This window comes from Paenibacillus marchantiophytorum, assembly GCF_014640555.1.
Taxonomy (GTDB): domain Bacteria; phylum Bacillota; class Bacilli; order Paenibacillales; family NBRC-103111; genus Paenibacillus_E; species Paenibacillus_E marchantiophytorum.
In genome coordinates this window covers 62,118-81,413 of the sequence record NZ_BMHE01000007.1, presented here as the reverse complement: position 1 = coordinate 81,413, position 19,296 = coordinate 62,118, and the positions used below count along the sequence as shown (strand labels likewise).

The following is a 19,296-nucleotide window of genomic DNA, read 5'->3' as shown; positions in this document are numbered from 1 at the left end:
TGCAGAAGCGATGACGATACATTCAGAGAGGAGGTGGAGCTGTGCAACCTCCCAAAATTGATCCAAGAGACATTCCTAATCTGATTGTGCAAATGAAAGAAATGGCGCCTTATTATACACCGGAGTGGCGTTTCACACCGGAGAATCCAGATCCTGGTTCAGCGCTGTTCTTCATGTTCGCAGACATGTTTCATGATAATATCAAGCGGTTGAATCGAGTGCCTACGAAGAACCTGATCTCTTTCCTGAATATGTTCGATGTGACCTTGCTCCCGGCACGGCCGGCCAGCAGCTATGTGACATTTGCATTGAACGAAGGGACCAAGGAGTCGGTTTTTATTGCGACAGGAACGCAAGTCGCGGCTGCTGCTGAGGATGGTTACATCCTGTACGAGACCGCTCGCAGTGCGCTTTTAACCCCTGCATTGCTGACAGATGTCTTCATGACAAGTCTAAAACAAGATAAGATTATTCATGTGCCCGATGAGTTCGTTCGCGCATCCCGGCAGGGACAGGCCTATCCTACCAAGCTATTCAGCTTGCAGGATGGCGATAATTTGCAGGAGCATGCGATTTATTTGCAGCACAGCTCGCTTTTTACCATCTCCAGTACGGCGCGTATCGAAATTGAATTCCGCAATTCCAAACGGCGATTTGATGAACTGTCCATGTCCAAACAATTGGCTGACCCTGCCTTGACGGAGTGGCTGTATGCGACTGAGGACGGTTGGCAGCCGTTCAGCCATGTGTCGGCCAAAGGCAATCGGGTGATTCTTCTCAAAGAGGAAGCAGGGGAGCTTGCTTTGAAGGAAGTGAACGGAACGGCAGGGCGCTTTATTCAATGCCGCCTCAAACCGCTATTGGCAGATGGCCAAACGTTAGCAGACAGCAAACTGTCGATGGACCACATTTCGTTCAAAACAGACTATATCGATCCTCTAGAAACGGGTGGCATTCAGCCTGATTTGATGTTTTATAACGATATCGCTGCTGATCCGACAGGATTTTACCCATTTGGTGATCAATTTGCGCTTTATGGCTCTTTTTATATCGGGAGTCAGGAAGTGTTTACGAAAAAAGACGGCGATATCAAGTTGAGTTTCGAGCTGCAAGCGATTCAGAACCGTTTTCAGCCCGAGCTGATCGAACAAGTGGATTGGAAAATGGTGATGAAAAAATCCAAGTTCGACAAGCCGCCGGTCACGCATGTTACGGTCATCCAAGTTGCTTGGGAGTATTGGAACGGTTCCAGTTGGGTGCGGCTTGAGGTGGAGAAAGAAGCTGAGAAGCTGTTTTATTATCCCCAGGAGCATAAGGTGCGCAAGGACATTCACTTCCGCTGTCCAACTAATTTGGAAGCGACCTATGTGAACGGGAATGACAATTGGTGGATTCGGGCGCGTATTCTGCATATTGAGAATGCCTATGTGGCACAAGCGATCTATCTTTCACCTTGGATTAATGAGGTGACGTTATCGTATCAATACGATGATCGCATGTATCAAGCCGAACATTGTTTAGCGCTGAATAACACTGTTTTTGTCGATCAGACGCGGCATAGCCGGCAGCTTGAGGGAGGTTTCGAGCCTTTTCAGCCGCTGCAGGGCAGTCATCCTGCTTTGCACCTTGCTTTTGATACGCCGCCGGTGCGAGGTCCGATTTCATTGTTTATCTCAGTTAAGCAGCAGCGTTTCTCCGAGCAGGATCTTCCTTTGCTGGAATGGGAATATTTGCGCTCAGGGTTGCTGCCTGGCAATCCGCCGGAATGGGCGGCGCTCAAGGTCCTGGATGCAACGAACGGTTTAACGCAGAGCGGTACGATACAGTTCGTAGGTCCTGCGGATTTTGCGGGAGTCTCTCTGTTTGGCCGAGACGGCTACTGGATTCGCGCGGTGAATCGGGATGACAAGTATGATGACTTAACAGGCAGCGTGCAGATTCCTACCATCCAAGGTATGTATATGAATACGGTGCAAGTGCTGCAGCAGGAGACCATCATTGGCGAAGTTCCTGATTCCAAAGGATTGGAAGAGCTTGAGTACCAGCTTAGCCGCAATCAAATTGTTTCGGAAGAGGTCTGGGTGGATGAGACCGAGTTCGTCACGGAGGAAGAAATTGCTGAATACGAGCAGGCAGGAACTCCGCTGATGGAGGTTAGCCGGGATTCGGAAGGCAACCTGCTGCAGCTCTGGGTGCGCTGGACGGCGGTTCGCCAAATGGCGGATTCCGGCTATCGGGATCGTCATTATATGATAGATCGCACCTTTGGCCGCATACGGGTGGGTGATGGAGTTCATGGCATGCACCCTCCCAAGGGAGGGCTGGAGCAGTTGAAAGTGACGTATCAAGTCACGGCTGGACAGATCGGGAATGTCGCGGCTCGTGAAATTATTCAGATGCAGGATTCCATCGCCTTTGTAGGTGAGGTGTTCAACCCAGAGCCTGCGTCTGGGGGATGCCAGCCTGAGAAGCTGGAATCGGCTTTACAGCGAGGACCTGAGCTGCTCAAGCATCGGGATCGGGCCGTCTCTTCCAAAGATTATGAGTGGCTGGCTCGCGAAGCTTATCCCAACATCGCCAAAGTCACCTGCATACCGAATCGCAATGCCTATATGAACAAAGAAATCGGCGCGATGACGCTTGTTATTTTACCGAAAGAAGGGCAAAGCGGCAGCTCCACGTTCCCGGAACTGAAGAAGCAGGTGGAGCGCTATATCATTCAGCGGGCTTCAAGTTTGGTCGCTTTCCCAGAACGGCTGCAAGTTATCGAGCCTGTGTATATGGAAATATCCGTCTCAGCCATTGTCGCTGTCGAAGGGATGGACGCAGTTGTGGCAACCGAAATTCAGGCGTTGGATAAACTGAATCGCTTTTTGGATCCGCTGACTGGCAATTTCGATGGCAAAGGTTGGGAAATTGGGCAACAAATTCATCCTTCGGTCTTTTATGCTTTATTGAAATCAATTCGAACGATCAGCCATGTAGAGAAGCTTTATATGACGGTCTATAAATTGGAAGATGGCGAAAGACAGGAACTTGATGTGAATCGCTTGCCTGTGATGCCGCATGGAATGATCGTAAGCGGCAAACACAAGGTAATTGTGAATGCGTTGTAACTATAATCGAAGGAGGTGAGCATAAGTGCTGCCGATTCCTAATTTGGATGATCGTATGTTTGAACAGATGGTGCAGGAAGCGCGGAAGTCGATTCCTAAGCTTTTCCCAGAGTGGACGGATGAGAATGAACATGACCCGGGTATTACTCTGCTGGAACTCATGTCATGGATGACCGAGATGCAGCAGTATTATTTGAATCGGGTGACAGAGCGCAGTGAACGGAAGTTCCTGAAGCTTCTTGGCATCCGTCCGCGTGAATCTGTGTCTGCCCAGTGTGAGGTATCCTTCGAGGGACTGCAGCAGCAGCTTGTGCTCCCGCAAGGAACGCCTCTGCAAGCGTTGGATCAACGGTTTGAGACTCTGACCACGGTGCAGCTTGTGGCATCCACGCTGGAGAAAGTGCTGGTCCGCACGGAAACCGCGGCAGGTGATTTTACATCCAATAATCATGCGAAGATTGCTTATTATGCGTTTGGCCCGGAAGCGCGTAAAGGAGCCCATCTGTATCTTGGGTTCGATCGCGCTTTACCTGAGCAAACGGATATCTCGATTTTCTTTCAATTATTCGATCGCTATCCAGTAACGATCCGAAGCGCGGGTAACGGAGCCGCACCGATGGTATCGTCTGCCAAGGTAGCCTGGACGTTCGCAGGAGCAGGCCAGCAAGGACAAAGTGAGAGCTGGCTGCCGATTGAATCCGTTAGCGATACGACGGTTCACTTGTCCCAAAGCGGTGAGCTTCGTTTCCGCGTCACATCGGAGATGAAGCCGATTTCTCTATATCCAGCAGACGATCGGAGCCGCTACTGGATCTGCTGTACGCTGGTGGAGGATGGCTATGAGCTGTCGCCAAAGATTGAGAAGGTCAGCCTTAATGCTGTCAAGGCTGCTGAACTGGAAACCTTTAGCGAAGTTTCAGCCTTCCCTAGCAGCGGAGAGCCGAATCAGAGCTTCGAGGTCAGCTCTTATCTTGCTTACAACGGCCTGCATACTTTGCAGGTGCAGGACGAGCAGGGGCATTGGCGCGACTGGTTGGCCGTCCAGTCGCTGGCGGATTGCGGGCCGGAAGATCACTGCTGCGAGCTGCAGCAGGATTCGGCCCGCCGCGTCACCCGCGTTCGCTTCGGCGACGGGGTGAACGGCAGCATCCCGCCGCAAGGCGCGCAGCGGGTGAGGCTTATTGCCTACACGGCCGAGTTCGACTACGGCCGTTATGTTGGAGGCAGCAAAGGTCTGCCTGGGCAGACCTTTGAAGTCAGCCGCGGCCTGAGCTACAAGCCCAGCAGCATGCTGCTGCAGGTGGGCTATCGGCCGCGGGGCGAGACCAGCGTCGTCTGGGACGACTGGCAGGCCGTGGATGACTTCGATAATTCGAAGTCCACGGACCGCCATTACGTCTACGACGCTGCGGAGGGCACGATTCGCTTCGGCAATAACGAAGCGGGGTTGACGCCGCCGAAGTCCGTTGAACCGAATATTCGGTTCATCAGGCTGCAAGCGGGCGGGGGGGTGCGAGGCAACGTGAAGGACGGTCTGGTGACCGGCTTCACGGAGGTGGCGGGCGTGAGCGTCACGAACGCGTTCCCGGCACGGGGCGGCCTGGAGGCGGAGACGCTCGACCAGGCGAAGCTTCGCGTGCAGCGGGAGCTCAGCATGCCGACAAGGGCAGTGACCGCCGAGGACTACGAGGCGATCGTGGGGGCGACGCCAGGCCTGCGCGTCGCGCGGGTCAAGGCGATCCCGCTGTACAAGCCAGGCATGCGGGATTACCCTAAGGTCAAGGCCCCTGCGCAGATGACCGTCGCGGTCGTTCCCTACAGCGAGAGCGATAAGCCAACGGCCGGCAAAGGGTTTCTGCAAACGATCAAGCAGCATCTGGATCGCCATCGTCTTTTGACCACAGAACTGCACGTCATTCCAGCGGAATATATTAAAATTACGGTTCATGCCGTTGTGGTCATGGAACCTAAGTTCAAAACCGAACAACGCCGTATTACCCAAGAATTGAAATTATTGCTGCAGCCCATGGATCATGGACAGGGTTCAGCAGGATGGCGTTTTGGACGGACCGTGTACAAGGGTGATATTTATGGTGTAATCTCTCGAATCAAAGGTGTCGTCTACGTGCAGGATATTTGGCTGGATGCAGAAGGGACTGGATTTCACAAAGATGGAGCCGGCGATATTCATATCCCCCCCTATGCGTTGGTCTATTCCGGCGATCACGAGGTTGAAACGATCAGTCAGACGGATGTCTAGCTGCTAATGAAGGAGAGAGGTGACGAACGATGCAGGATGGACAGACGTTTTTTTCACTTAACAAGCCATTCGACTGGGAACAAGGCTATACAGCCAATATCGATATGCGGGAGATTGGTTTTTCAATTCAACATACCGAAAAGTACAGCATCCATCGCATCGTTCGTACGGACGAGATTGAGGGGATGCCAGCGATTCACGAGATGACGGTGGGACCTGGACGCAAGCTCATCCTGCTGGATGAATTGGCCAATATCTGGATTTATGAGGATGAAAGCCGTCATCGGGAGCTGCTATTCGGGCAAGGTCACCATTTATTCAGCAATCAAGCTAGTTTGGCTGCTATGGCTGATCTGTTGATTATTGCAGACGCTAATCAGGCCAGTGAACGGCGTTTGGCTGTGTATGCCATTTCCAACGGACAAACCATGTGGGCTGTGCATGAATGGAATGGGCTGGAATTGTTCCCGCTCTCGGTCAATACGAAGTTGGCATCAGCCAATGCGATTTACACGACAGTTCCTTTGGACATTAGTGTTGGTATGAATGGAAATCCAGAAGTCCCCGCAGGGGGCAGGATTGGCATTATCTCATGGAACGCAGCGGGCGAGGTGGTGCACGTTTACGAGCACGAAGCTCTCCGACTGGAGGAAGCGGAGGAAATATCTTCCCTTCATTCCCGCTATTTTACCGCGGCTGCGGACGGGACAATAGCTCTGCTCGATGCTAGGAGCAGGACCGTCACGGTTTTCCATGAGGATGGACGTGATCCGTTGCATTTTACCCTCGTACAGGAGGGACGGTTTGCTGGTATTTCCATTGATACGAATCATAATCTCTATATAGGGGACAGCGGATACGCACAGCAAGAAGGAGTGACCGAGCGCTTTATTCTCAAATATCGGGGCAATGGCGAACAGCTTGATAAGGTGACCAGCTTCCGGGGGCGATCGGATAAGCTGCTGCATGATAGACGCAACAGGTTGTATGTGTTCGATGGCATCAGCGGTCAGATCAGTTTGCTTGATCTTAGGGCGCGCACGATGCTCCTTGAAGATACCCAACTGCCGGAGGCTGTCTATTTTTCAGCCGATTTGGACACAACCGAAACAGAGATCGAGTGGCACAAGATTCGCTTGGAAGCGGAGATTCCGGAAGAGACGCAAGTGCGGTTTTCCTATTTTGCCTCGGATGAGGACGAAGGGTTTCTGGATGGGAATTATGTTTCCTATACGAGCTACTTTACCGATCCAAGTATTTCGACTAGAGCCAAGCTGTCAGCGACACGCGGTTTATGGTCGGAACCGATTCTGAATCCCAAGGATGCGCTGCTTATGAATGCCCGAGGCCGATATCTGTGGTTCAAATTGGAGTTGATCGGCAGTGAGCAGAAATCACCGTTCATCCGTAAACTGCGGGTGTACTACCCAAGAACCTCATTGATTGCTTATTTGCCGCCGATCTACCAGCAGGATGAGGAACACAGTCCTTTTCTGGAACGATTCTTGGCAATGTTCAGCACGTTTTTTGATGATATGGAGGATAAAATCGACCATATTTCGGCTCACTTTGATCCCGATGCCGTCTCTGGCGCATACCTGGAGTGGTTAGGCCGATGGCTGGCGATTACGGATCATGAGGCTTGGGGCGAGACGAAGCTGAGGCAGTTGATTAAACAGGCGCCAGAGCTGTATAAGCTGCGGGGGACTCGTGAGGGCTTGATTAATATGGTGAAGATTTACACCGGCTCCGAGCCTTTTTTACTGGAGTATTTCCAGTTTAAACAAATGCAGGAGACTTCAGAACTGCGGCAGCTTTTTGCCCAACTGTATGGCGACAACCCGTATTGCTTCTGTCTGATGTTGAAGCCTGAATTCGTTCGGACGGATGCGCAGCGAATGACAATCGAACAAATCATCGAGGATCAGAAGCCTGCTTATACGGAAGGCAAACTCATCGTTCTACAGCCTTGGATGTACGCCGATATGCATACGTATTTGGGCATCAATACTTACTTATCTGAACCTACGTTATTAACGCTCGATCAGCGTTCATCCATGCCTTACAACACGGTGCTGATCGATGTGGATCGCGATAAACGAATGGATATACATACGCGCTTGGGACTGGATTCCGAAATCGAGTAAACGAAATGAGCCTTAGAAGGTGAGGGGATAGTTATGAAAAAAACACGTTATTATCCGTTTGAGCGCAATCGGTATTTCTATGGAAAGCTGCTGACGGTCAGGGATTTTGAGTCCGAGCAAAAATACTTCAATGACAAACGCAGAATGATGAATCGCCTGCTGCATGGCTCAGGTGTGCTTACGGGATTGCAAGTTGTCGCGGTCGATGATAAGTCGGTTTCTGTTGAAATGGGAGCTGCGATTGACGCGCTTGGCCGCGAAATTGTCGTGCCGACTCCCATGACGCTGAAGCTGTCAATGATGGACGGATTCAGCAATAACGAGTATGCGAAGAACGTATATCTCTGTATCGCTTATGATGAAAAAGATAAAGAGCCCGTTCACGCGGTGGCGAATTCGTCGGTTCGTTCCGATGAAATTAATGATTATAACCGGGTGCTGGAGAGCTATCGTTTATTCATTCGCGAGGATGCGCCAGATCCGGCTTCTCTACCCTTGGCGGGCTTATCGGACCAAACAGTCGTCCTCTATCACGACACGCATGTGCGTGTTCTGCAAACGACACCCCGCTATGTGAACCCGGGGCAGTTGTTCGAGATGAAGCTGCGTTTCGAGAAAACGCTCAAGGCTGGCAGACTATCCTTTCAATATGAATTAGCAGCTAGCCGTGTTGAGGCGATGGGCGGAACGACGATTGTGTTCCAGGAACCTCAAGAACAGCTAGAGAGTGAGTATGAAATGACGGTGCTGCTCCGAGCGGACAGCACGGCTTCCGTGAAAGCCTCCGTTGGTGTTCAATCAGGTTCAGCTAATCTGAAACTAGATGACAGACAGTTGGATCTGCAAGCGCAAGCCGTTGGCGAGTTGCAAATTATTGCCGATTCTGTGCAGGAGCGACTGATGAGCGATTTCGTGAAACAATCGCTGGAGTCTTCCTTGGAAGCTCCTTCGGAGCCATGCATTTATTTGGCCAAAATTTGCCTGATTCAAATGGGTCCGACCTACGTTATTGAAAATGTGGAGCAAGTTCCTTTTGGCGAATATGTCTATAATTCTTCGGTGATGTACAGACTTGCTCAATCGAGTGAGTACCGGGAAGACACGTCCGGCCAGTTCGTGACCAAGTCCAAAGTGAGAACCTTGGCGCCGGGTCAACCTCCGGAATTCAAGGTCAATTTCAATAAAGCAATCAGTGAGCTTTCCTTTGATTTAAGCATCCCGGCAGGCGGGGGCAGCGGGATTGCGGGGATCGTGAGCGGCTTCGCGGACATCCCGGTTGAGCCGTTCACGAAGATTTCGGTGTCGCCATTCGGCAAAGCGACCAAAAGCTTCTTCTCCGGCGAAATCGCCCACGGTTTAGGTGAGGGCAACGTGTTGATCATCACGAGCCTGGAAGAAAGCAGCGGCGACGCGATTTCTGACATGCTTTCGAGCGGCGACCGCGTCTATGGCGGTGCGTCCGACGTGTTCAAAGGCAGTGAATTTGAACCGGATGCGCCCGAAGTGAAGATTGGCACGATTGCCTATCCGCAGAAAGGGACTTTCCGGATTGGCGTGAAAGTGCAGCAAACCTCCGAGCCGGCGAATGTGCGTGTTCGTTGGTGGGCGTACAGCGCGGAGATGGCCAGCACGGTGCGCAGCAGTGGCGATTCCATCGACGATGCGCTCTCCGCGGCGATGCGGGAAGCCGCCTCGGCGGGCAGCGGCGCCGAGTAAACCATCTTATCGGCCGCTCATGGGCCGGATTCGCCAATTCTTAATGCTGTAACGTTGTTTTACAGCGTTAAGTTGAAGCGGACGCTACGGATTCAGCGTTTAGCGCTGTAAATCAACCTTATCGGCAGCCCATCGGCCGGATTCGCCAATTCTTAATACTGTAACGTTGTTTTACAGCGTTAAGTTGAAGCGGTCGCTACGGATTCAGCGTTTAGCGCTGTAAATCAACCTTATCGGCAGCCCATCGGCCGGATTCGCCAATTCTTAATGCTGTAACGTTGTTTTACAGCGTTAAGTTGAAGCGGACGCTACGGATTCAGCGTTTAGCGCTGTAAATCATCCTTAGCGGCCGCCCATCGGCCGGGTTTGCTAATTCGCCGATATCTGGAGTAATAAGAGTCTGTAGGAGCTCCCTAATTGCACATATAGGGGTCATTTTTTGCAAATAGAAGTCTTTGGAGACTACTATCTGGGGCAGAACTTCGTGAGATAAGACAACACAACGGTTGTATTCAAAAAAACAAGGGGCTTCCCCTCGAGTAGATTTATCATCTGCTTGAGCGGAAGCCCCTTCGTGTTATTTTATTTTACTCAATAAACGAGACATAACAACAGCAGCCTGAGCTCTGGAGCTATTGTCCTTTGGTGCAAAAATGCCCTCGCTAGCTCCGCTAAGGAGCCCTAAGCCAGTTGCTACTCTCACATAGGATCTGGCCCACTCGCTGATATTTCCCTCATCTGAATAGTTTACTTCTTGCGTAATGGCGATATCTGCGAGCTTCTTGCCAGTGGCGTGCAAGTAAGCATTTACCATAATGACAGCCATTTGCTCCCGCGTAATATTAGTTTCGGGGGAGAAAGTATGCTCATTCAAACCGCTTACGATATTGGCTTGGTAGGCGGCATAAACCGCATTCTTATACCAAGAATCGTTGGATATATCGTCAAAATTGGAATCGCCGGCAGAACTTTGCAGTTTCAAAGCTTTCGTAAGGATTGTGACGAATTGTGCTCTAGTCATGCTCGCATCTGGTTTAAAAGATCCGTCATCCATACCATCAATAATCTGTTTGCCGGATAATTCCTCGATCTCCTTTTGAGCCCAATGGTCCTGAATATCCTTTAGGGTTGTCTTTTTTTCCAGTACAGCATATTTGGAGAAATGGGGGAGTGATGCAGTAATTGTACCATCCCCGTTTAGCGTGCCGCCTATACTTGTCCAGATTCCCTTCGGTTCATCGTAAACATACACATTAAGGTTATGAGTATCTTGTACTTTGCTTTTGTCGTAAGAAAAAGTAACTTGGAGCGGTTTGTTAAAGGTATTAATTTTTGCTCCATTTTCAGTCAAAGAAAAATCATAGATAGAAGACGCCGCTGAAAATGCAGGTAGGGATGGCGCGACTTCAATGGATGATTTGAATAGAATAGCATTGTCTCCATTCTTGACTGGCAGTGCATCAGGTGGAAAATTAATCGTAAGATTATTCGTTTTTATGATAAATGTTTTGCTGCGTTCGGCAGCTTTCTGCATAAAATTAGCGCTGAATTCTGCCGTGAAAATATCCACTTTTTCTTTGGTGCTCGCATCAAGGGAGACTACTTTGGACTCCGAATTCAGTGAAATTAATAAATCAATAGGAGCCGGTTTGAAATCATAGGTCATTTTTCCCTCTTTGTTTAGTGAAGGAGGGGCTTGGCTGCTTCCACCGCCGCCACCACCACCGCCGCCGCCGCCAACCTGGGCAGCTTTAATTGTGTATTGATAGACGGCTTCTTCGCTAAATACGTTATTGTGCAGAGTAGTTACTGTTAGGATTGTATCTTCGGTAATTGGTAATTTTCCGCCGCGGTAATCAGATGAATCTACCCACACTTTGCCGTTTGCTTGAACTTGGAGAAAAATCATCCCTTCTTGATAAGGAGAAGTAATGGAAACGGTTTGTTTCCCAGTATAAGTTCCTGATTGTAAGCTGACATTAGGCGTATTCGGAAGACTTATCAGTGTATGTGAATTGGATGGTTTATGAGAATATCCGCCAGAAACTTGTTCATCCCACTCCCCATAAATATACACATGATGGACCGAATCATTATTAGTAAAATTGGCTGTAAGTTTCTTGAGGCCATGTTGTGTTTGACCAGATGATGCCGCACCAAGATCGAAAGTTTGATCTCGTTCTCGATCAGGAGAAGTTTCATTATACAATTTGGCTTTAAGAGCAACCGCATACGTAGCGTCAACAACCGAGTTATGAACGTCTACCATGGATAAATCATAAGTAACAGTTTTATTAGCAGGATAATTTTCCAAGTTAGGCTTTATGATCAGCCGCGGTACTTGAAAGGCACGATTACCTTGAATTAGACCATCGCCGAAAGCCATTGTGTTGGAAACTTGATTATTCGAATAGATCGTGTTTTTAAGAGAAGTACTTGTTCCATTCAATTTAAAGGGCTGGAAAGTAACCGGATTCCTGGAGGTTCGAAGAATAGTTCTAATATCCTCTTCATCCAAGTTCTTGTTTGCTGCCTTTAGGAGGGCTGAAAGTCCTGTAACAATCGGGGTTGCCTGCGATGTACCCGACATATACATATAATTTCCGCCTAAGGCTGTACTGTAAATGTTAACACCCGGTGCGACCACATCTACTTTGCCAACATTAGAGAAATCCGCAAGAGAGTAACTTTTATCAGGGAGTTGTGCAATAGCGCCTACACTGACTACTTCCTCGTACGCGGCTGGATAATCTGTATATCTTGCATAACGTACGGTGTCCGTAGAAGGAGTCTTACTCATTTGTCCCTGTTCTGTATTGATCCAGTGATTGCTTTCATTACCAGCTGCAGATACAAGTAATATATGCTGATTGTGTGCTTGTTTAATCACATCGTGCAAAGCTTTGCTATCACCATTAACACTAAGACTCATATTAATAATGTCTGCATGATTAGTAATCGCGAATTGGATCGCTTGAACTAATAAAGCGGAATCCCCTTCACCTTTATCATTAAGGACTTTCAGTGGCATAATTTTAACTCCTGGGGCAATTCCGATGCTTGCTCCAGAACTTGCTTGAGCTGTGATAATGCCGGATACATGCGTACCATGTCCATTATCGTCTTGTGCGACTGCATCTTTGTTAATAAAGTCGTATCCAGAAACGATAGAGTTCTTAATATCAGGGTGCGTCAAATCTACCCCGGTATCCAAAACAGCAACGGTTACTTTCTCATTTTGAGAAGTGGTCGTATATGAACCCGTATCATCTAAATGTGCGGCAAGTTTGCCCCACCGCTGCATGTATGCCTCAGCACCGGAGTAAACGGTATCGGTAACAGTAAGTGTGGAAGTACTAGAGATCAGTTTTACTTTATAAACAGGCTCTACATAGTCAATGTCAGGATCTTTTTCCAGTTCGGCTATTTTAGTAGCTACCGATACCTCATTATTGAATGATAGAGTTGTCCACGAAACAGGATTTGAAGAAAGTGACTGCAAGCCAAGTGATCCTGTCTGCTTTTGTTTGTATTTCACAATGACCTTGCCTGGAACAATATCACTTTCATTAAAAGAGGGTTTTACTGTCTCAACGCTTAAATCGTCATTTTCAAAAGCATAACCGTTTGACGGATAAACGAGAGCGAAGATAGTGAATAATAAAACTAGTGTGGTAATGAACTTCTTTTTCTGATGTAGAACCATGACTTCCTCCTAGTAAATGAAATAGCTATGAACGGTAAGATAAAGCTTCCATTCATAGTTTATAGGATAATAGGTCGAAGTCATGTCGAATCATGTCGATAGATCCTAAATATTAGATAAAGTTCTAGCCTCCGCCTCGGGCATAAGCCCACCAAGCTTGTGTTTCGTCATCCGTCCAAATGACAGATAATAAATGGCAAAGATGACAATCTGCGAAGCGGCAAGAACCAAACAGATATTGCTGAAAATAGAGCCGGAAGAGTAGTTGTACAGCGGATTCCAGCTAGGTATGGTTTGTGATCCAAGATCCACGATTTTACTGTAAATGCCGATAGCGATCCCTTGCGAGATAAAGTTGACCATCGCCAGCATGCCCATGCCGACACCAACTTGTTCCTGGGGCAGCGTTCTCGAAACAGAATTGGATATCGCGATGACGATGAAAGATTGCCCAACGTTGCCGAGAATCAGGAAGACCGCAATGAACAGAGCGGATCCACCCGTAAAAGTGGAGAGCAGAAGAAAACCGGCGAATAGCAAGCTCGAAGCGATATAGACGACAAAGGAGTTGCCTTTCTTGTCTGCCAGTCGGCCTCCTTTGCGGCCAAAAACAGCCGATGCAACGGCAGCAGGGACCAGGGCGAAGCCAATCCACACGGAGGGCAGCTTCTGAACATCTGAGAGCAGCAGCGGGCTAAGGACATACAGGGAACAGCACGTTCCGCTGATCAGGAATGAGATAATAAGTCCGAGTGTATACTTTTTATTCTGAAAAAGTTTCGGCGCAATGAAGGGTTCTCCAGCCGTGCAAATTCGAGCAATGAATAAACCTAGGAAGACTAATCCACCTAAAAGCAGCCAGATCCCTTTGGTCACACTTAGGAGCATTAAGGTGATTGTGACTGCCAAAAGAATACCGCCAATCCAATCAAATTTGCTGGTGGACTTGGTTTGTTCATTGCCTAAATACTTGCGGTAGTAGGGGATTGTAGCCAAGACTAGCACAGGGACAGCGAACAACCAACGCCAGTGTACCATGCTAACGATTAAAGCGGCGATAACAGGTCCAAGCGCATTGCCGAATGCAAGGCCTACCGCGGTCATGCCAAGTGCTGCTCCTCTACGTTCAGGCGCAAAATAACGCAACGGGATAATCATTGCAATCGCGGGAATAACCGCGGCCCCGATAGCTTGCAGGCATCTGCCAGCAAGTGCCATAGCGAAGGTGTGTGAGGTTAGCCCGATGAGAGAACCAACGGTAAAGACGAGCAGCCCCAAAGTCACTAAATTTTTCAACTTATAGCGATCCGCCAGCTTCCCATAAGTGACTGCGCCAATTGCGTAGATAAGAATATAGGCGGAGGAGAGCCAGCTGACCTGTGCAATCGTAAGGGAGAATTCTTGGCTAATTTTTGGGAGTACGATGTTAAACATGATGCCGCTCATCATAGAAATGGTGAGGGTAAACATCAGAATACGCATTAATTTATTGGCGTTTTGCTGTGTTGCTTGAGTTGGAGCTTCAGTTTGAGTAGTCATCTGTAATCACTTCTTTCTTCGGTTTGACTGTCAGTACTGACTGACATTTGGTCCTTAAAAAAACTAGGGACGTAAGGCCCTAGCGAAAATCTTTATACTTTCTTGGATAAAAGGCTCCAGCGAAATGCTGGGATAATTTTTATGACTGTCGAGATCATTCTGGAACGCCCCGTAATTCATCATCATAAAAGAGAAGGCCTGCATCTCCGGGTTTGCAGCAATCATTTTACCCTTATCCGACATGGTGATGAAGTAATTCGTTAAGATTTCCAACAATTGATGGGGATGCTTATGCGTACGTTCGCGGAATCCGGGCAGCTGGCCTTCGTCTTTGAGGCTGATCTGGAAGATTTTGCGGTTGCGATTCATGATCTCATGATAGGTTCGGCTGACCAGAAGCAGATCCGCTTCCAGCTTCCATACGAGCTTCTCATTAAATAGCTTTTTCATCTCTTCCGCATAATGATAGCGGTCAAAAGCAGCCTCAAGAAGCTTCTGCTTACTGCCGAATTGACGAAACAATGTCTTCTCGCTAAGCCCTGCTGCTTTGGCGATTTCCATCGTCGTTACCCCATTATAGCCTCTTTCCGAAATCAGATTGAGCGCCGCTAAAAGAAGTCTATCGCTGCTTCCCAGCTTGCTGGTGTCCATGGTATCCCTCTTCCGAATCAATGTCAGTACTCACTGACATCATAATAAGGTGATTAGAAGATAAAGTCAACAGGTGAACGAATAAAGCCGCGACTTAACCAAAGAAACTAATGATCAGAATTCCGATTAAGATGAAAATTGAGCATATGATTCGAAGTTTGCCTTGTCTCTCTTTGAGTACAACGATGCCGAGTATGGTAGCAAAGACGGTGCCAATTTCACGAATTGGCGAAATATGAGCGACCGGGGCGTATGTCATTGCGAACAGGAATAACAAATAAGATCCAGGGTTGAGGATTGCGCCTAGGAGAATGATTTTGGCATTCATTTTCCATTCGATTCCAATCTGCTTGGAACGGAGAACGATCGGCGTCAAGCCCGCCATGAACCCTATATTCGTTACTTCGAGCAGGGTGATTGCTGAGACATGCTGTAGATTAAGGCGATCTACAAAAACGTAGCAAGTCGTGCATAAGCCGACACAAAGGGCCATAAGAAAAGGTTTGACCGTTCCCGCGGACGTCTGTTTGCGGCCAATAATGCCGCTAAGCCACAGGAAACCAATGACCATACAGAGCAGACCCATCCAACCATAGACAGATAAGGTTTCACGAAGGAAGAGGACACTGACTATAGGTATGAAGAGGGTGCTCGTGCCTCGCATGATCGGGTACACCTGGGAGAGATCGCCCATATTGTAGGTTTTGGCCAACAATAGGGCGTAGATGCTCTGTAAACAAGCTGATAAAAGTAATAGTCCATAGGCTTGCAAGGATAAAGGAGTAATCCACAGTTCTCTGACTAGATAAGGAAAAAGACCGACAGTCGTTACCATCACAATGGCCCAGAGGAAGACGCTTTTATTCCGGCTTCTTTTGGTGAATAAACTCCAAATCGCATGTGTAAGACCAGAAGCTACGACAAGTGAAAGTGAAACAACAAACAAATGATCATCTCCAGATCTAGGTGAACTTATACGGTAGGATTGTGTTCTGGTTGATTGCGGATCACCTTGCCGTCAGCCAGTCGCAGCCATGTTTCGAAAGAACGCTCGCCTTGGTGAAGACGAATCATTCTGGCGCCTCGCGGGAAGCCTTCTTGCCCATAGGTACTGTAGCCTGTTGCTCTTCCGTAACTGAGACGGATCCCATGCAGCTCGCCCCAATAATCATTGATGTGATCGTGACCGCAGAATGTTCCCATGACATCGCCCATTTCGACCATGGCTGTGAACAATCCGGAATTCACGGGAGCGCAGCAAACATTCTCGAACTTGTTGCCATAACAAGTGGCGCGGTTCCAAACTTCCTGATATTCCGGAAGCGGGATATGGAAGAAGGCAAGCGCAGGCAAAGGCTGCTCGTTGTTGCTGGACGTGAGTTGCCAAGACTGCTTGGTATACCAGTCGATTTGATCGCGGCGAATCCAATCATAGCCTTTGATGTGAGGGAGCGATGAGACATTCCCAGAATCGAAAAAGTACAAGGCAGCAGCTGCCAATCCCTCTGAATCAGTGATCGTTAATTGATAGTTCCCAACACCGTTGATTTCTTCCGGACCGCGCTGTGCAACCGTATGCGGTTGTTGAAGAACGGTATCCATGAGCTCAGTCCTTGTGATAAGGGTCTCGGTATCGTGGTTGCCGAATACCACAGCCCAAGGAATGCCTCGGGTTTCAGCAACCTGAACGGCATCGCGGAATGCTTCTAAAGGCTGCTCGCATAGAGGTTCGCCTGGTGTGACATAGCCGGTATAAATGACGTCGCCAGTAAATACGACAAGATCAGGGCGCTCGGCATCAAGCACATCTTCCATAAGCCGTTTGGTAAGCTGGTCTTCTGTTCCACCATCTTTCCAATGTACATCAGTAAATTGTGTAATGGTAAACGTGTGATCTTTCCGAAAAGTAAGCGGATGCTGCACGCGAATAGCCCCCTATTTGTTGTTTTGTTGTCGTTATGTGGTTTTGTGATAATATCTTGTTGTTTGTTGACAATTGTATATCCATTTCAGTTGAACTGTCAATGCAAATTTTGTGCAGCATGTACGTGATAGGCAAATACAAAAACCTCGATCTCATCTTACAGCGAGTTCGAGGTTTTTATTCAGATTTCTACTTTATAACGGTGTCTTCGTTTCCATTTTGAACTAATCTACTTTCTTGTGTTTCAAAGCATACTTTTTCTGGATCACTCCGATCAGACGGTTTGATAAACCTGGAAGAATGGCTTTATTTTATTGTACGAAAGGTTTATTCAGGAGTAAAATTCAAAAATGGCATATTAGGTATTGCTAATGTGCATATATGAGTTTGATCTGACACACTAAGGTAGTGATTGGTCCCAGTTGACACACGCAACACCTACCCCTACACTGATTAAAACAACAAGAAACAACACCATATACAAACTATCGGTCATGGAGGAAGGCCCAAATGTCATTAACATATGAAGATCGCAGGATGACGATCCTGAATCAGCTGGAGATGGAAGGGAAGGTCCAAGTGCATCAGCTCTCAGAGATGCTTGCGGTTTCTACGGAAACAGTGCGGCGTGATTTGGACCGATTGGAGAAGGAAGGAAAGCTTCGCAAGGTTTACGGCGGTGCGGTTAAGATGCGTCTGGAGCTTGTGGAGCCGCCTTTTCTGAAGCGGGCCCAAATGATGAAGGCGGAGAAAGCGGCGATCGGCAAGCTGGCTGCCTCGTTAATTCGGGATGGCGAAACGATCATGATGGATAACGGCACGACGACGATTGAGATTATGCCTTATTTGAAGGATCGTACGAATATTACGTTGATTACTCATTCGGTCCCGATTCTCAATCTGGCCATGGAAACGTTCCGTGGAAGAATCATCTTCGTAGGCGGGGAAGTCAATATGGAGTTTCAAGCAGCTGCAGGCTCTCTTACGGATCAAATGCTGGACCAGTTCAAAGTAAACAAGGCGTTTATCTCCGTTGGAGGTATCTCACTCACTGACGGCATAACCGACTTTCACCTGGCGGAAGCCCTTGTTTCGCGCAAAATGATACAGCGAGCTGAGGAGTCCATTCTGGTAACGGATCATACCAAATTCGGGATGTCTACGTTTGCCCGCGTGTCGAAACTCGAAGAAATATCGATGGTGATAACCGATTCCGGCTGTTCCAAAGAATGGATCGATGCGATTGAGACACTCGGCATTGAAGTTCTGATCAGTGACTGATTTAGGATAGCGGCTGCTGAGCGACCTGGTGTTTGGGCTTGAATTCGCTTGGCGATTGACCGGTCCAGCGGCGGAATTGCCGTGAGAAGTGGCTGGCTGATTGGAAGCCAAGCTTGTCGGCGATATCTGTCATGGGCAAATGGGTTGTGACCAGCAGTTCTTTGGCTAGTTTCAGCTTTTGTTGGCTCACGTACTGACGCGGCGACAGGCCATACACTTTGGCGAATAGCTTGGTACACTGGCTGCGGCTCAAATTCAGCTCTTTGGCGATCCCGGCGACGGTCGCTTCCTCACAAAGCCCACTTGATAGCTTTTCTTCAATTGCATGCGCGACATCAGCGGCGAATAAAGAGGCATCTTTATCCGACACTGCTGTTTTTTTTTGTTTGTATGAGGCAGCATGCCCCCGTATTAGATCAAGCACATCATGAATGATGAGTAATAGGTAAGATTGCAGCAGCAGTTTATCCTCAAAGCGTAAGTGAAGCTGGGCTTCTTCGGCATTGGCGAGATTCCTATGCATGACAGATTCCAGCTCTTTTACATAATGCAAGAGTTTGCTCTCAGCGGCTGCCTTTTGTGGAATATAACGATAAGGTGTTGCTGCCAGCAGACTGCGAATTTCCGTATCGTCGAGATCAAAATGCACATTGAAATAGCCATAATCGAGCGCAGACGAATTAGAAGATTGATGACGGACCCCGGACTTGATCAGCAACCAGTCACCTGTCTTCATCGTTACAGCTTCACGATTAATGTCATGCGTAACTTGCCCCTCTTGGCAGTAAAGCAGTTCAAATAAATGATGATGATGCCGCGGATATTCCCATCCCGGGGGCTTGCGTCCAAAATGGCAGCCTACGACTTGCAGGGTATGTATGATGTTGGGAAACCGATATAAATCCTCCACAGCAAATCCCTCCCTAGGGTTCAAATGGTTCTTATCATCATACCAT

At 48.4% G+C, this 19,296-nt stretch carries 11 protein-coding genes; 5 read left to right on the top strand and 6 right to left on the bottom strand.

The window, feature by feature from the left end; translation table 11 throughout:
- Positions 1 to 41 precede the first annotated feature (41 nt).
- The 4 genes from IEY34_RS09550 to IEY34_RS09535 are packed head-to-tail and all read left to right on the top strand — an operon-like array spanning position 42 to position 9,239.
- Complete coding sequence (locus tag IEY34_RS09550; RefSeq protein ID WP_189010735.1) at positions 42 to 3,116, top strand: baseplate J/gp47 family protein; 3,075 nt, start codon at positions 42 to 44, stop codon at positions 3,114 to 3,116.
- A 25-nt stretch (positions 3,117 to 3,141) separates the two neighbouring features.
- The gene (locus IEY34_RS09545) at positions 3,142 to 5,376 is read left to right on the top strand and encodes a putative baseplate assembly protein (RefSeq protein ID WP_189010734.1); all 2,235 of its coding nucleotides are present in this window, start codon (positions 3,142 to 3,144) and stop codon (positions 5,374 to 5,376) included.
- A 29-nt stretch (positions 5,377 to 5,405) separates the two neighbouring features.
- A complete protein-coding gene (locus IEY34_RS09540) occupies positions 5,406 to 7,523 on the top strand; it encodes a phage tail protein (protein ID WP_189010732.1) in 2,118 nt (705 codons plus the stop codon).
- 33 nt (positions 7,524 to 7,556) lie between these two features.
- Positions 7,557 to 9,239 carry a hypothetical protein gene (locus IEY34_RS09535; protein WP_189010730.1) on the top strand — a complete coding sequence of 561 codons (1,683 nt, stop codon included), beginning with the start codon at positions 7,557 to 7,559 and terminating at the stop codon, positions 9,237 to 9,239.
- Positions 9,240 to 9,816: 577 nt separating this feature from the next.
- Here IEY34_RS09535 and IEY34_RS09530 read toward each other — a convergent pair.
- The 5 genes from IEY34_RS09530 to IEY34_RS09510 form a co-directional block, all read right to left on the bottom strand.
- A complete protein-coding gene (locus tag IEY34_RS09530; RefSeq protein ID WP_189010728.1) occupies positions 9,817 to 12,945 on the bottom strand; it encodes a S8 family peptidase in 3,129 nt (1,042 codons plus the stop codon).
- A gap of 105 nt (positions 12,946 to 13,050) precedes the next feature.
- On the bottom strand, positions 13,051 to 14,484 hold the full coding sequence (locus IEY34_RS09525) for an MFS transporter (RefSeq protein WP_189010726.1): 1,434 nt from the start codon (positions 14,482 to 14,484) through the stop codon (positions 13,051 to 13,053).
- 63 nt (positions 14,485 to 14,547) lie between these two features.
- Positions 14,548 to 15,135 carry a TetR/AcrR family transcriptional regulator gene (locus IEY34_RS09520; RefSeq protein ID WP_189010724.1) on the bottom strand — a complete coding sequence of 196 codons (588 nt, stop codon included), beginning with the start codon at positions 15,133 to 15,135 and terminating at the stop codon, positions 14,548 to 14,550.
- 94 nt (positions 15,136 to 15,229) lie between these two features.
- Positions 15,230 to 16,081 carry an EamA family transporter gene (locus IEY34_RS09515; RefSeq protein WP_189010722.1) on the bottom strand — a complete coding sequence of 284 codons (852 nt, stop codon included), beginning with the start codon at positions 16,079 to 16,081 and terminating at the stop codon, positions 15,230 to 15,232.
- 26 nt (positions 16,082 to 16,107) lie between these two features.
- Positions 16,108 to 17,058: a metallophosphoesterase family protein gene (locus IEY34_RS09510; RefSeq protein ID WP_189010720.1), complete on the bottom strand. Its 951-nt coding sequence runs from the start codon at positions 17,056 to 17,058 to the stop codon at positions 16,108 to 16,110.
- Between the two features lie 511 nt (positions 17,059 to 17,569).
- Between IEY34_RS09510 and IEY34_RS09505 the strand changes: the two genes are divergently transcribed.
- Positions 17,570 to 18,340 carry a DeoR/GlpR family DNA-binding transcription regulator gene (locus tag IEY34_RS09505; RefSeq protein WP_189010718.1) on the top strand — a complete coding sequence of 257 codons (771 nt, stop codon included), beginning with the start codon at positions 17,570 to 17,572 and terminating at the stop codon, positions 18,338 to 18,340.
- A gap of 1 nt (position 18,341) precedes the next feature.
- Here the strand turns inward: IEY34_RS09505 and IEY34_RS09500 are convergent, their stop codons facing one another.
- Positions 18,342 to 19,250, bottom strand: a complete 909-nt coding sequence (locus IEY34_RS09500) for an AraC family transcriptional regulator (protein WP_189010716.1) — start codon at positions 19,248 to 19,250, stop codon at positions 18,342 to 18,344.
- Between the last annotated feature and the right edge of the window lie 46 nt (positions 19,251 to 19,296).

What these genes read in the sequence shown, in the direction of transcription:
- IEY34_RS09540 (WP_189010732.1), top strand. Translation starts at nt 5,406, where the DNA reads ATGCAGGATGGACAGACGTTTTTTTCACTTAACAAGCCATTCGACTGG.
- IEY34_RS09535 (WP_189010730.1), top strand. Translation starts at nt 7,557, where the DNA reads ATGAAAAAAACACGTTATTATCCGTTTGAGCGCAATCGGTATTTCTAT.
- IEY34_RS09530 (WP_189010728.1), bottom strand. Translation starts at nt 12,945, where the DNA reads ATGGTTCTACATCAGAAAAAGAAGTTCATTACCACACTAGTTTTATTA.
- IEY34_RS09525 (WP_189010726.1), bottom strand. Translation starts at nt 14,484, where the DNA reads ATGACTACTCAAACTGAAGCTCCAACTCAAGCAACACAGCAAAACGCC.
- IEY34_RS09520 (WP_189010724.1), bottom strand. Translation starts at nt 15,135, where the DNA reads ATGGACACCAGCAAGCTGGGAAGCAGCGATAGACTTCTTTTAGCGGCG.
- IEY34_RS09505 (WP_189010718.1), top strand. Translation starts at nt 17,570, where the DNA reads ATGTCATTAACATATGAAGATCGCAGGATGACGATCCTGAATCAGCTG.